Origin of the sequence: Virgibacillus proomii, assembly GCF_900162615.1 — a bacterium.
GTDB lineage: Bacteria > Bacillota > Bacilli > Bacillales > Amphibacillaceae > Virgibacillus > Virgibacillus proomii.
This window is the reverse complement of sequence record NZ_FUFN01000010.1, coordinates 1,530,651-1,545,820: the sequence shown is the minus strand read 5'-3', so window position 1 is coordinate 1,545,820 and position 15,170 is coordinate 1,530,651. Positions and strand designations below refer to the sequence as shown.

Sequence of the window (15,170 nt, the reverse complement as noted above, 5' to 3'; positions counted from 1 at the left end):
TGCTTAAACATATACCTATACGAAGCTACATTAAAAAGATATCCGTCGTGTAAAAACAGATGATGAAATAACTTATATGCTTTAACACATCTTCTCGCCTATCCTCGGATTTCGGTATCCTGCTACTCAACCTTGATGGTTCAATCGCCTTCTTTACATACATTTAACCGCAGATTTCAAATAACTTGACTGGATTAATCATTGTATTACATTTTTTAACCGTAAATTAACTAACTTTATAATTATTCGTTCTATTAAAAATAACATGTTGCATAGAATGTAGAAAGACTAGGAAAGGTTGACTAACTATGAAACGAATACTACTAACTATGTTTATTAGTATGAGCATCCTCTTTTTTATCATCACTTTTTTAACTATGCCTCGAATTCATGCTAATTTTTTCGAGATCCCTATTATTAATAAAATAACAAAATCAGCTATATTTACCGATGCTCTATTTATGATGATGAGCACTGAGGTTCCGCAGTTGGAAACAGCCTTAGCAACAAATGAAGTGGAGGTTCCACAATGGTCCAAGTTACTGCTTGAAGGAGCTGCAGGTGTAACTCCAAGGAATTTCTCTAGTTTGTTAAACTTAGAGCTTCCTGGAAAAAACCCTATCTCTCCAATTCAATTAGCTGCAACCAGCTCTCATAGCGATCATATGCCAGTCGAGTCCCCTCCTCCTGATTTTGAAGAACTGTTAAAAGAGGATGCTGAAGAAACGAAAGAAGAAAAAACGAAAGAACAAACTACCAAGCAGGAAGAGGCGACTATTTTTATCTACCATAGTCACAGTTGGGAAGCATTTTTACCACTGTTAGGGGATAAGCAAAAAAAACCTTCTAATGCATCTAGTACAAATAATAGTAAAAACATTGTAATGGTAGGATCTTTACTGAGCCAACAATTGGAAAAACAGGGTATACCTACGTTCCATGATACAACCAATGTTACTGCAGGTTTACATGCTATGGGCGGCGACTATTATGATTCCTATGACTTCTCCCGAAAAACTGTTCAACAGGCTATATCAAATAATAAAAACATTCAATACTTTATTGATATTCATCGCGATGCCCAACGAAAAGATATTACCACCGCGACTATCGATAACAAGCCGTATGCAAAATTATATTTTATAGTCGGTATCGAACATAAAAACTATAAACAAAATCTAGCATTTGTTGAGCAATTAAATCAAGCTTTAGAAGCAAAATATCCGGGAATTAGTCGAGGCATCTTTTTAAAGGATAAATCAGAGGGAAACGGAGTATACAATCAGGATTTATCTAAGAAATCAATTCTAATTGAAATTGGTGGTGTCGATAATAATAAAGAAGAGCTGCAAAATACATCAAGGGCGCTAGCTGAAGTAATTAGCGAATATCACTCGAATGCTAAAGACTTGGCTTGTCGCCAAGTCTTTAGCAAAAGCTGTAGTTTTTCTTATACGATAAAGTGAAACTCATTCCGTGGAATGCCTTTTACACGGAATGTTAGTACCACAAGGGTATGACCTAAAGGCCCTTGAACCAATCGGGCATTTAGGTGCCGTTTCCCACTTAGACCCTTTTGTATCAATTCAGGTCTTGAAGTGGGAGTCTTATGGCACCTTACATGCGGGATAAAGTGAAACTTCATTCAGTAGGAGTTTTCTTCCCTCTCCTACTGAACGTTAGTACCACAAGGGTATGACCTAAAGGCTCCTTGAACCAATCGGGCATTTAGGTGCCGTTTTCTCCCACTTTGACTCTTTTGTATCAACTAAAGGCTCTTGAAGCAGGAGTCTTACGGCACCTTACATGCGGGATAAACCTTTAAATTTTATGCTTTCCTATAGTACAAAGAAAATTAGCCGGCAGCACTTTTTCAAGCTGCTCTATGCTAGAAAAAATAGCTGTGATAGTAACGATCTGATAGATAAAACAATATCAGGTCTTTTCTTTGTCAGGAAATTATATCCGTTTCTACCTTGCAGATAACTTTTTTGAGGATAAGGGTAGAATACAGAGCCCAAGAATCAAGCCAATCAAGAAGCCGAAGCTTTTGCGCTGAAGACCTGTTAGTCCACGTATAGGTTAGATATAAAGTAAAAATTCATGTAGGGAGTGATTTTTTCTCCTTGAAGGTTAACATTGCATTTATACCTAGCCAAGAAGTCTTACTTGTTCTTGAAAAAGAAATCCACTTTTTCTTTATGCGGTGTATTCCTGTTGTCGGAGCTTCTCTTTCCGGTCAACCCGAAGAATGAACATTTTAGAGTCGCTTTTCTCACATAATTTAAGATATAAAGACATTCCAAGAAAAAAACAAGCCGTCCTGCGGTACTCGTATTGTCATCATAACTTCATCACTCTAAATTTTATCTAATTTAAATCAGATGAGATTCGCTTTTGCCATTTTTACCGGACTTTTTCGACAAACAAAAAGATGGAGAATTTTTCAGCTAAATGTTCTCCATCTCCCCCCTTATGATGAAACCTTGTTCTTTTTCATTAGTAAAAAAATCAAGAATAATCTTTTTTTTGAAACTTTTATAACGGTTTACTCGTATGATTATTAAACAACTTCATCATTCAGCAAGATATAAAAATTAGTTTTAAATTAATTCCCTGTTTTACTGTAGTGCTATGCTTCCAGAAGAATAATTAATGGAGGGGGTGATACATATGAGTATATTTGGAATTCCCATTGAAACCATCTACTTATATATGTTAACCGTTTCTAGCGCGCTAATTCTTCTTTACATTTTCTTCGGAGATATGTTTGAAGGTATTGGTGAAATATTTCCAATTGCCAACCCTATTCTTATTTTAGCTTTTATTACTTTTTTCTCTGTTTCAGGTTATTTATTGGAAACAATGACTACTCTGTCCAGTTTACTAATTATAATTATTTCAGCACTAATTTCGCTTATTCTGGATATATTGTTACATGTATTTGTCCTTGTACCCTTAGCATCAGCTGAACAATCCTTAGGGTATACCGAGTCTTCATTAGCGGGTCGGATCGGAAAAATCATTATTGCAGTCCCTGCTGATGGATATGGAGAAGTTGTTATTGAGAGTAAAAGTGGAAGAATCTCGAAACCAGCAACAACCTTTAATAAACAGCCCATTGCTGAAGGTACAGAAGTCTTGGTTTTAGAAGCTAGAGAAGGGGTTCTTTACATTGAACCATATAATAACGATTTAGATCAATGAAGTGAAATTTGATTCAAGGCTTGGTGAAACAAAGGACAAAAGCATAACGTCCTTCAAAAACCACGATGCATCACTCCTTGAAAAAAACACTTTCTACGATGTATCGATTTCGTCTATCGTTTTCCTTGTCCTTGAAAAACCGCGGTATATCGCTGACGTCGTTTTCCTTGTCCTGTCTACTCGAACAGCTAGAGTATTGAGGTGCCGTTATTCCCACCTCTGTCTTCGCATCTCTATAACTATTGAAGTAAAAATAATATCACATCTTAGGTGCAAGATGATTCAGTTAACAACAGCATTCTCTTTTCAGGGATTGCTTGTTCATAAATAATGCAAGTATAGGAGGAATCATATGTTTGAAGGATTTTGGATTATTATTGGAATTGTTGTATTTTTATTACTAGCTTTAATTGGTGTTTTTGTTTCTAAATACCGAACTGCTGGACCTGACGAGGCGTTAATTGTTACAGGAAGCTATCTAGGCGGAAAAAATGTACATGTCGATGAATCAGGAAATAAAATTAAAATTATTCGTGGTGGAGGCACATTTGTTTTACCAGTATTTCAACAAGCAGAACCTATCAGCTTATTATCAAGTAAATTAGAAGTAACTACTCCTGAAGTATATACCGAACAAGGTGTACCGGTAATGGCAGATGGAACCGCCATCATAAAAATTGGCAGCTCGATTAGCGAAATCGCTACTGCAGCAGAACAGTTTTTAGGAAAATCAAAGGAAGACCTAGAAGTTGAAGCAAAAGAAGTCCTGGAAGGTCATCTGCGTTCCATTTTAGGCTCTATGACGGTTGAAGAAATATACAAAAATCGAGATAAATTTTCTCAAGAGGTACAACGGGTTGCCTCTCAAGATTTGGCTAAAATGGGATTAGTTATCGTTTCATTTACCATTAAAGATGTTAAAGATAAAAATGGCTACTTAGACTCTTTAGGTAAACCTAGAATTGCTCAAGTAAAAAGAGATGCCGATATTGCAACCGCAGATGCAGATAAGGAAACAAGAATTAAACAAGCGGAGGCTGCTAAGGAAGCAAAGAAAGCAGAACTAGAACGAGCTACTGAAATTGCAGAGGCAGAAAAAGTAAACCAATTAAAAACTGCCGAGTATCGTCGTGAACAGGATATTGCCAAAGCGCGTGCTGACCAAGCCTATGATTTGGAAACTGCACGAGCAAAGCAAGATGTTACCGAACAAGAAATGCAAATTAAAATTATTGAGCGGCAAAAGCAAATTGAATTAGAGGAAAAAGAAATTTTAAGACGAGAAAGACAGTATGATTCAGAAGTTAAAAAGAAGGCAGATGCAGATCGTTATGCTGTGGAGCAAGCAGCTGTAGCAGATAAAATGAAGCAAATGGCAGAAGCGGAGGCTAATCAATATCGAATTGAAGCTGAAGCTAAAGCCGAAGCAGAACGGGTTCGCGTAGACGGTCTTGCAAAAGCAGAAGCACAAAGAGCTCAAGGTGAATCAGAAGCGGATATTATCCGACTAACTGGATTAGCTGAAGCTGAAGCAAAACGCAAGATTGCTGAAGCCTTTGAACAATACGGTCAAGCCGCAATTTTAGATATGGTTATAAAAATGTTACCAGAATATGCGAGGGAGATCGCAAATCCACTGGCAAATATTGATAAGATTACTGTCGTTGATACAGGCGGAAGTGACAGTGGCGGCGGTGCGAATAAAGTTTCAGGATATGCAACTAATTTAATGGCAGGTTTGCAAGAGTCACTTAAAGCATCCTCTGGTATTGATATAAAAGAGCTGTTAGAAAATATCAGTGGTAAAACACATTTGACAGATGATTATGACCTGAGTCAACCACTATTTAATAAGGAAGAAAAAGAAACTCAACTTGCTAGGACAGATAAATAATAAAACAACATATTTATTTAAAGCACAACTGAGGGGCATTTTATAATGCTCCTCTTCGTGTTTGTATTTTGTATAATATGCCTTTACATGTGAACAATGGCGTTAATATTTTTTCCTCCTTTTCCCATAAGCTGTACAAAATACTATACTATTTAAAAGAAGCAATGATATTCAAATGTTTAATTTACAGAGAACAACTGGATAATTAAATCAAACCATTATACACAGTTCTACACGATAAACTTTAACTTGAAAACAGATGGCAAATAGTTTTAAAAACCTTTCTTTTTTCTTTGCCAATATAGTGAAGTACTATATAAGTATAGGAATTTATCATTGTTATCGAAATTATTCCATTTCTAAAGCCATCTCTGTATAAAATTATGAAACCAAGGTTCTCTATATTATCACGTTCTCTTATGATATACCTCGTTGAATTTGTCAACGATAGAAAATAAAATTTATGTTTATGTTTGAATTATTATATCTTAAATCAAAAAACTCCGGCAGTTAATGAGGCTAATCATAATTACTAGAAAGTTTATTCCATCTTCATGTTAGTCATCAGAGCCTCTTAATATTGCTTATGCTTCGTCGCAAACATCCTCACTACCTCCAACAAAGCTTTACCAATCTATTAAATTATCCCTAACGTTAAACAGGATTGCCTATTTGGAAGCAATCCTGTTTTTACAAAGTTACTATTTTACTACGATTTCATATTCCTTTTGCTCTTTTATACCATCATCCGCTTTAACTTGTATCTTTAATTGATAAGTTCCAGACTCAGAAAATACGTATGTTCCTGTATATTCTCCTGCTGTACCTTCCGTCGCCTTGATCGTTTCTTTATCTTCTTGTCCTTCTTTGTTTACTTCATATTGAACAGAAGCTTTTTGCAATGGTTTCTCATCCATTTGCAAGTGAACCATCAATTCTGTTTCTTTGCCTACTACAACATTTTCTGGTTCCATAAAATGGAGAGCAAAACCTTCTGTATTATCATGACCTTCAACAGCTTCCCCTTCACCTACCATTATTGCCTTTTTAGGCATGGTGTGAAGATCCCTAGCCGTCGTATGAGCATACATTTCGTACATCCCAGCTTCTTCAAACATCATTTCCGCTGTATAGGTACCATCTTGATTATTCTTTCCATCTATTTTCGTACTGTCATCTTTTTTATCTTTTTTCCAAACTTCAAAAACAACTTCATTTGCATCGGTTACTTTCTCATCGCCATATGTAACAGTTGCTTTTAACTCAACGGTCTCCCCCGGTTCTGCAGTTTCTGGAACTACGAAATCCACCTTTAGTTCTTTTAATTCCTCTTCACCTGCTTTTGTATCTTCCCCTTTTTTAGCATTACCTTCTGAATTGCCGCAAGCTGCCAAAAACATAATAATCAAAATAGATACTAGTAATGATAATTTTTTCATGATACAACCATTCCCCTTTTATTCATGATTTTTACATTGAAACGTTCCACTCATTTTCTTCAGCAAAACTTCTGTAATATCTTCGTAAGAATATATCTTTCCCCCAAAGCCTTTGACAAATTTTTCTGCATGTTCGCACCACTCAAAGGTCAATATTTGTGGATGACAACATCCCATATGTAAAGTAGTATCTGTCACATACCACGCTAATGGAGCACTTATTGTTGTTTGTCTTAAAAAATCGGAACAAATTGCTTGTATGACTTGATTTCCTAATTGCTGTTGACGAAGTAAACCACAATGAGCACAGCATGTAACTTCAATGTTATTATTTATTAAAATTAAACGATAGGCTAATTTTTCATTAATTGCTCGACTACAATAAGTACAATGGTTCTTTTGCTGTTCATTTGCATCCGTTTCCACTAATGAAATGCCACCAAAAGTCTTGGTTAAAACCCCTTCCTCCTCTAATGCTTTAACATCGCGATGAATTGTCATTTCCGAGACACCAAACTCTTTACTTAAATCGGATATACGCAAATTCTTTCTTTCAAGTATAAGCTTTTTTATTCGCTTCTTTCTTTCAAGTGGTAACATGATTTCTCCCCCCACCATGTAACATCTTTTAACACCTTAAAACATAATATATCATTTGCAATCGAATACATCAACGAAATTCATATGAAAACTTCGTGAATTATTCTGAAAAATTGTAGTTATCTAACGGATCATCAAACATTTATGAATAATTTTCATTTAGCTTCCTCACAATAACATTACTAACACGTGTTCAAAAAGTGGAGAAGCACGGGGCGTCCTGTTGCAACACCAACACTAGACTAGCACATTCTGTCGAGTCGAAGTTCGAGGATGGCGTAGTTTCAACAAAAGAGATGGAACAGCCAGTAGCAGCACAAATCGTTAAGGAAGTTAAACAACCCTATATAATCGGGATTGAAAAAGAAGCAGATGTAAATAATATAAAGTGAAACTTCCATGAGCGGGGGTTTTCTCTCATCCCCCACTCATGGTTAGTTGAACCAATCGGACATTTACTGGTAGTTATCTCCCACCTAGACTTCTTCGATCCCTCTTACTCCTCGAGGTGGGAGTCTTACTGCCAGTTAGATGTGGGATAAAAAATAAACTATTTCAGGAAAGATACATTCAGATAATTGAAAAAATATGACTTAACTCCAGAAACTTTAAAGAACATTACCGTAAATTTCTCTTAGAAACGCAGGATGTTTCAGAGTGACCTCCTATCATTCAACCACACTACTTTCAATACTGCTTTTGATTGCTTTATGTTATTTAACATCAATGAGCAAAGCGTTGATCATCTATAAATCCAGTTGTAAATAATTCCGGCGTATTGCTTTAACGAAAGATCAATCATACTTTAATAACATTTTGACAGGATTGATTTCCTCCACCGCCATCTTTCTTTTTTGAAGCGAAAAACCCTTTTCCGCATAAAATAAAGTGCTCTGGAAAGGGTCAAGCAATAATATGGTTATTCCCGAATAGCTGTTCATGAACATCCTGATAGATAGAGGATATAAAATATAGTTTGAACCGATAGCAGGTTTCACGATTTCCTTTCTTACAACATCATAAGAAGCCGATGTTGACTTATCTTAGAAGAATAGCGAAGTTTGTTGCAGCTTGAGTGATAGCTAGACGAAGCTACTTTCAAAAAGATAAATAGATATACATTAGATAAAAACGAATACCCTAGATAACTAAAAATCGCCGAACCAGATCTACTTCTGTTCGGCGACGTTTCATCAGCAAAATGAATCCTTTGATTTTGGAACCGACAAACCAAACATCGGTCGAAGGTAGAGTGCAATAAATGTGCCTGCTAAAGCCAACATTCCCCAAATATATCCATGTAAGCTAAATGAAGCAATTCCTCCAAAATAAGCACCAATATTACAACCAAAGGCGAGCCTTGCCCCATATCCCATTAGCAGCCCGCCAATAACTGATGCAGCTGCATTTTTAGCATTTAATCTCGTAAACTTAAATAGTCCGCCTAGTGCTGAAGCGATAAATGCACCAAGGATAACTCCAAAATTTAATACAGTGGTAGAATCAGCAAATATCGAAGCTTGTAAAATTTCAGCATTTTCTCCTTGCCAGTATCCCCAGCTAGTTACATCGACTCCGAATAGTTGTGCTAATTTAGACCCCCACAATGCAAATGCAGAAGTGATTCCCCATGGTGTACCACGCGTCATTAACGTAAGTGCATTTAAAACTGCTAATACAATTGCTGCTGCAAATAATGGCCATGAACCTCGAAAAATTCGTCTCCACCCTTGTGCAGAAGGTAACGAAGCCATTTTAGGAGCTTTCTTTTTTCGTTCAACGATGATGGTAAGCCACGCAATAAGCCCAAAAATAGCAAGGGATAATACCCATGCACCACCATACCCTAATCCGGTCGAAGTTGCTAGAGAAATCTTCCCTAAACTTGGAAGTTCATTTGTCCAAAATGGAAGATGTTTCGCTCCAATGGTTGAACCAATAATAAAGAAGAAAAGCGTTATAAACATAACCGAGCGCCCCCCACCAACCGCATACAAGGTTCCCGAAGCGCACCCTCCCCCAAGCTGCATACCAATACCAAAGATAAAAGCTCCTACGATAAGACTAACACCTACAGGAGAAACATAACCGCTAACTTCTGTTCCAAAGAAAGAATAACCATATGCTAGAATGGGGGCAAATAAAGTAACGGCAACAGCCAACATAAGCATATGAGAACGCAGCGCTTGCCCATTTCCTACCGACATAAATCGTCTAAAGGCAGAGGTAAAACCAAATCGAGCATGAAACAGTGTAAATCCTAGTAATGTGCCAATAATAAGCAACAATGGTTGAATGATAGATTGTGTTGTCAATAAATACACGAATAAAATTGCCGTTACCGTTAACCCACCTAACACTAATGTCTGCTGTGGTTTATTTAAATCTACCGTTTCTTTAGAAACCGCATTTGTTTCTTCTCTAATTAAATTAGTTTTAGCCACCAAAAACACCCCTTTCTTATAAAAATAGTCAGATTTATTTCATTATAATACACTCTTGTTAATTTGGTGTCAATAAATTATAAATACACACACGATATATTTGAAATTGCGGAAAATGGCGGCTAGATCGATTATGTTAGAAAAATAAAACAATCGAAATAAACATAACAAACAGCGTTCCGATGTAGAGTTTCAGAGATATAGAACTGCTCAAATAATCAAAAGCCATACGCTCGGCTAACGGCGTACAAACGGAGAACTTTTTTAGAAGATAAGAGATACTTCATTCAAGTCGTGTTTTCTCCTTGAAAAGGAAAGCACTTTTTCTGCGTGCGATGTTTATTCAAGAAGCTTTTCTTGTCCTTGAAAAATCGCGGTGTATCGCTGTCGTAGTCTTACTTGTCCTGTTGCCTAAACGAATCGGAAAATTAGGAGCCATTTCTTTCATAGAGTTCGCAAAATCATAAGCAGATTTTTCAAAGGCGAGAAATACGGCTCTTTACAATCGGGATAAAGAAAACATGCCTTTAAAACAGAGGTTGCAGATGCCTAGGCAACAAGCCCACTTTTTAGTCGGCCTTCCTTTAGATTCGAACCGATGTTAATTTATCGCAGGAAGAAGATCGAAGTTTGTTAGAGAGCGCTTATACTAGATGAAGTTATGTTTTAAAAAAGAGAGCCACATGTGAAACAGAGATATTTTCCTAGAAGATACGCAAACAAAATAAACTGCAATACTTCGCTCAATAGCTGTCACTTACCAAATGACAGCTAACATTTTTTAAAAGGCATTACTCCTAGTATATGAAAGCAGCTCAATCCTCCTTATCTATTGCTTTCCAATTTCCTTGAAAAAGCTGTTTTCCCCTAGATAGGCAGTATAATGCATTTTAATATGCTTTTTAGTTTAAATAGCCTAAACTTTATATAGTCTGCTGTACTTCTTTTTTAAAATGTCCTCTATTTTACGCTCATAAAAGGAGTTTTATCATGAAACATGTATACAATGATATTATTCAGTATCGTGGGAATCACTATGATTAAGGTGTATATCAAGGAAATCTATTAAAGCATTCACCAATCATGGCTAATCGGAAAAAACAATGGACTTCGTTAAAAGAACGTCACTTCATTATTGATCATCAAACTATTAAGAATCTATTACACCAGTTTGCACCTGGAATTTGGGATGAGTTTAAAGGATTGGCAGATGCCTTAAACATGACTCTGAATGAAGCGATTCAGGAATTTGGTGGTTATTATGTAGAATATGGTCATTCAGGTTGCTCCATTTATGTAACCACAAATTATTTAGTGCGAAACTATGATAATGACCCAGCTTCCTATGAAGGTCGCTATGCGATCTATCAGCCGACGGACAACGGTTATGCTACCATTGGGCCGACGATGCAAATAACGGGTCGGACGGATGGAATGAATGAAAAAGGTTTAGTAATGGGATATAATTTTATCAATCGTTAGAGAAACTTGGCTTGTCGCCAAGTCCTTATGGCGAAAACTGTAGTTTTTCTTATACTATAAACCCTAAAATTTTATACTTTTCTATAGTGAAAAAAATCCGCTGACCGTTTTCTTTGTAATATGATTGGTCGAATTATTTTAGAATCCTGTTCCATTGTAAAGGAGGCAATTGCCTTATTAAAAGCAATTCCCCATCGACATTCCTTTAGCTATGTTCTATTAGATAAGCATGGTGAAAAAAAAGTCGTCGAGGCTTCTCCGCGAAAGATTGCTGTACATGACGCTCATATTTGTACCAACCATTTTACTTATTTAACAAAGGAAAACCGTTATCGCATGGACGATTCTATCCATCGATATACCTTAATGGAACAACAATCTAGACATGTGTCTGATTCATATCAAGCTTTTCGCATGTTAAATGATACAGATAAAGGAGTTTTTTCAGAGAAATACGGGGCCTGGGCTGGCACTTTGCATACCGCACTTTATTTACCCAAAATACAAAGTACGTGGCTCGCTTTGGGAGGAAATCGAAAACCATTCATTTTTAATTTTTCCCAGTGGTTAAAAGGTACAAATACACGTGTTAAACAAATCAAAGGTGAATTAAATGCCAATCAGGGATTTGTTAATATGAAATATATAACGTAGATGAAAGATTATCGTAAAAACAAAAGCATGTTAAGAATTTTTCATTTCTGTAGATAATATAGTTTATCTCATGTTTAAAAAGAAGGGATAATTATGATATTAGTCATTGATAACTATGATTCTTTTACTTATAATCTCGTTCAATATCTTAACCAACTTAATTTTACAACACATGTTGTTCGTAATGATGCAATTACGCTTGAACAAATTAATCAATTACAACCATCAGCTATTTTGCTATCTCCCGGACCAAGTACTCCTGATTCAGCCGGGATTTCTCTAGAGATTGTCACTACGTTATATAAAAACTACCCTATTATCGGAATTTGCTTAGGCCATCAAATAATTGCTCAAGCATTTGGTGCAGTGATTAAAAAAGCTAAACAGCCAATGCACGGTAAAGTATCGTATATACATCATGATAATAAAGGTATATTTTACAACTTGCCAAATCCGCTTAGCGTTACAAGATACCATTCATTAATTGTTGCTGCAGACTCACTTCCCAACTGCTTGGAAATTAGTGCCATGACAGAGGATGGTGAAGTGATGGCTATTCGGCATAAGCACTATCCCCTTGAAGGTATTCAAGCTCACCCGGAAGCCGTTTTATCCGAACAAGGAATAGACCTGTTAAGAAATTTTTTTGGGAAAAAGGATGGTTTTACATATGCAACAAGACATTCCTTATCTTCATTTTGATTTTGCTAATCAAGTTGGAGAAAAGCAAACATTAGAATTTACCAATCCATATACTGTTATTCAAGCTACTAAGCTAGAAGAGGTCGTCTCTTGCTTAGAAACAGTTGAAGCGTATGTTGACGCTGGTTATTATGCTGCAGGGTTTGTTTCCTATGAAGCTGCTCCAGCCTTTGATTCTGCTTTTAAAGTCCATTCAGGCGGAACATTCCCACTGTTATGGTTTGGTATTTTTAAAGAAACGATTACAGTTAATACGGTACAAGCAGGAAATTTTCATATAGATGAATGGAAAGCTAATGTATCGGCTACAGAATATCAGAAATATATCAAGCAAATTAAACAACATATTGAAAATGGAGAAACATATCAGGTGAACTACACCATTCGGTTACATAGCCGCTTTCGTGGTGATTGTTATGGATATTATCAACAGTTAGCAGAGTCCCAAGCTGCCAACTATTCCGCCTACTTACATATTGGGAGTTACTCCATTTTATCAGCTTCCCCTGAACTATTCTTTCATTTAAAGGACGGACAGATTACAACGAAACCGATGAAAGGTACTGTAAAAAGAGGATCTTCAGCTAGAGAAGATGACGAGCTTGCGCATTGGTTATATCATTCGGAAAAAAACCGGGCGGAAAATGTAATGATTGTGGACTTGCTGCGAAATGACTTGGGAACTATTGCTAAACCTGGAACAGTGGAGGTTCCTCATCTATTTACGATTGAACGCTATCCAACGGTTTTTCAGATGACTTCAACTGTTACTGCTGAGGTAAAAGCAGATATTCCGGCAATTTTTAAAGCATTATTCCCTTGTGGCTCAATTACTGGTGCCCCTAAAGTAAGTACCATGAAAATTATCCATGATTTAGAAGACACTCCGCGACAAATATATTGTGGTGCTATCGGATATATTACTCCGGAAAAAGAGGCGATTTTCAACGTACCAATCCGTACGGTATTTATTGAGAATTCTAGCGGCAAAGCATATTATGGAGTTGGTGGAGGCATTACTTGGGACTCTACAAGTAATGGAGAGTATGATGAAATTTTAACGAAAGCTCGTTTTTTGCAACAACAGCCGGAGAAGTTTGACCTGTTGGAGACGATAAAGCTAGAAAATGGCAGCTATTATTTACTTGACTATCATTTACAGCGCTTAGCAAAATCAGGAGACTATTTTGCTTACCCAATAGATTTAATTTCCATTCAACAACAACTGCAACAAATAGCTAATCGCTATCCCTTAGGAATATATAAACTGCGACTCTTAGTAACTAATGCAGAAGAAATTTCAATCGAAATTCAAAATATACAGTCAAAAACACAACCGATACAAGTTGCAATAGCAAAGCATCCGATTGATAAAGCCAATCCATTTTACTACTATAAAACAACGAATCGAGGTATGTACAAGGCATTTCTAAATGAGCACCCTCTGGCAGATGATGTATTGTTATGGAATGCCGATGAAGAGCTCACAGAATTTACGATTGGTAATGTAGTGGTCGAACGCAATGGAAAATTTTATACCCCACCAGTAGAATGTGGATTATTAGCAGGCACTTTTCGACAGTATTTAATAGATAAAGGACGAATTACTGAAAAAGTGATTACATTAAATGAATTGGATGAATGTACAAATATCTGGTTGATTAATAGTGTAAAAAAATGGGTTCCAGTTATCATAAACAGTTAACAGTTGATACAATGGCTGTAATCAACTTGGGTGCCGAGTCCGAAAATCCGCTAGATGCTGTTCACCTGAACCTGCAACGCAAAAACAAAAGCAAGAAAGCTCACGTAGCGATGTGCAAACTGAGATCTTCTGATGAAATAAATTTTAAAAACGATTTTCTTCTCAACGATAGAAGAAAATCGTTACTAACATATTTAACCAAGTGCAACATCGAGTATCATCATCACAGTGAAACCAACCATTAAGCTCATAGAAGCCAAGTCTCGATTACCAGCTTCTTGAGAACCAGGAATGACCTCCTCAGCAACCACAAAGATCATAGCACCTGCAGCAAAGCTGAGCGCATACGGTAATAATGGTTGAATAAACGTAACCGCAAGTGCTCCAATAATCCCTGCAATTGGCTCTACCATGCCTGAAAATTGACCGTACATAAAGCTTTTCTTCCGAGACATTCCTTCCCTACGTAATGGCATGGAAACTGCTAATCCTTCTGGAAAGTTTTGAATCCCAATTCCAATCGCTAAAGCAATTGCGCCAGCAGTTGTAGCTGTAGGCAGACCTGCCGCAATAGCGCCAAACGCTACTCCTACTGCTAATCCTTCTGGAATATTATGAAGGGTGATTGCTAAAACGAGTAATGTGCTTCGCTTTTTCCGATCAGGATGAATTCCTTCTGCTTCTTGGATTGGTGATGTTGGATGGAGATGCGGAAGTAATTTGTCAATCCCCCAAAGGAATATACCTCCTGCCATAAAACCAATGGCCGCTGGAATCCAGGCAATCTTACCACTTGCTTCAGCCATATCTAAGGCAGGAGAGAGTAATGACCAGAAGCTTGCCGCAATCATGACACCTCCCGCAAACCCTAACATACTGTCCAAAAAACGCTGGTTAAAATTTTTCGTCGTAAATACTAAAGCTGCGCCAAGGGCGGTCATCCCCCATGTAAATAATGTTGCAATCATCGCTTGAATAACTGGATGTAAGGAATAGAAATAATCCATATTATGATACACCTTCTTCGTATTGCTGTATTTTCA

At 36.8% G+C, this 15,170-nt stretch carries 9 protein-coding genes and 1 pseudogene; 6 read left to right on the top strand and 4 right to left on the bottom strand.

Features of this window, described 5'->3' with window-relative positions; all coding sequences use genetic code 11:
• Window positions 1-308: 308 nt before the first annotated feature.
• From spoIIP to BN1066_RS14640, 3 genes are all read left to right on the top strand, one after another.
• Window positions 309-1,466 (top strand): stage II sporulation protein P, encoded by a 1,158-nt coding sequence (gene spoIIP / locus BN1066_RS14650; RefSeq protein WP_077320196.1) that lies wholly within the window; start codon window positions 309-311, stop codon window positions 1,464-1,466.
• Window positions 1,467-2,673: 1,207 nt separating this feature from the next.
• Window positions 2,674-3,207, top strand: a complete 534-nt coding sequence (locus tag BN1066_RS14645) for an NfeD family membrane protein (protein ID WP_077320195.1) — start codon at window positions 2,674-2,676, stop codon at window positions 3,205-3,207.
• A gap of 352 nt (window positions 3,208-3,559) precedes the next feature.
• On the top strand, window positions 3,560-5,101 hold the full coding sequence (locus BN1066_RS14640) for a flotillin lipid rafts scaffold protein FloT (RefSeq protein WP_077320194.1): 1,542 nt from the start codon (window positions 3,560-3,562) through the stop codon (window positions 5,099-5,101).
• A 701-nt stretch (window positions 5,102-5,802) separates the two neighbouring features.
• Here BN1066_RS14640 and BN1066_RS14635 read toward each other — a convergent pair.
• From BN1066_RS14635 to BN1066_RS14625, 3 genes are all read right to left on the bottom strand, one after another.
• Entirely contained in the window at window positions 5,803-6,540 is a 738-nt protein-coding gene (locus tag BN1066_RS14635) for a FixH family protein (RefSeq protein WP_077320193.1), read from the bottom strand.
• Window positions 6,541-6,558: 18 nt separating this feature from the next.
• Window positions 6,559-7,140: a DeoR family transcriptional regulator gene (locus tag BN1066_RS14630; RefSeq protein WP_077320192.1), complete on the bottom strand. Its 582-nt coding sequence runs from the start codon at window positions 7,138-7,140 to the stop codon at window positions 6,559-6,561.
• Between the two features lie 1,193 nt (window positions 7,141-8,333).
• Entirely contained in the window at window positions 8,334-9,584 is a 1,251-nt protein-coding gene (locus tag BN1066_RS14625) for a YeeE/YedE family protein (RefSeq protein WP_143695842.1), read from the bottom strand.
• 1,056 nt (window positions 9,585-10,640) lie between these two features.
• Between BN1066_RS14625 and BN1066_RS14620 the strand changes: the two are divergent.
• The 3 genes and pseudogenes from BN1066_RS14620 to pabB form a co-directional block, all read left to right on the top strand.
• Window positions 10,641-11,720: pseudogene (locus BN1066_RS14620) on the top strand (C45 family autoproteolytic acyltransferase/hydrolase); the annotation flags it as partial.
• A 93-nt stretch (window positions 11,721-11,813) separates the two neighbouring features.
• Window positions 11,814-12,422 carry an anthranilate synthase component II gene (locus tag BN1066_RS14615; RefSeq protein ID WP_077320190.1) on the top strand — a complete coding sequence of 203 codons (609 nt, stop codon included), beginning with the start codon at window positions 11,814-11,816 and terminating at the stop codon, window positions 12,420-12,422.
• Window positions 12,391-14,127: an aminodeoxychorismate synthase component I gene (gene pabB / locus BN1066_RS14610; protein ID WP_245799803.1), complete on the top strand. Its 1,737-nt coding sequence runs from the start codon at window positions 12,391-12,393 to the stop codon at window positions 14,125-14,127. The genes BN1066_RS14615 and pabB overlap by 32 nt, the downstream gene beginning before the upstream one ends.
• A 194-nt stretch (window positions 14,128-14,321) precedes the next feature.
• Here the strand turns inward: pabB and BN1066_RS14605 are convergent, their stop codons facing one another.
• A complete protein-coding gene (locus BN1066_RS14605; RefSeq protein ID WP_077320188.1) occupies window positions 14,322-15,134 on the bottom strand; it encodes a ZIP family metal transporter in 813 nt (270 codons plus the stop codon).
• Window positions 15,135-15,170 lie beyond the last annotated feature (36 nt).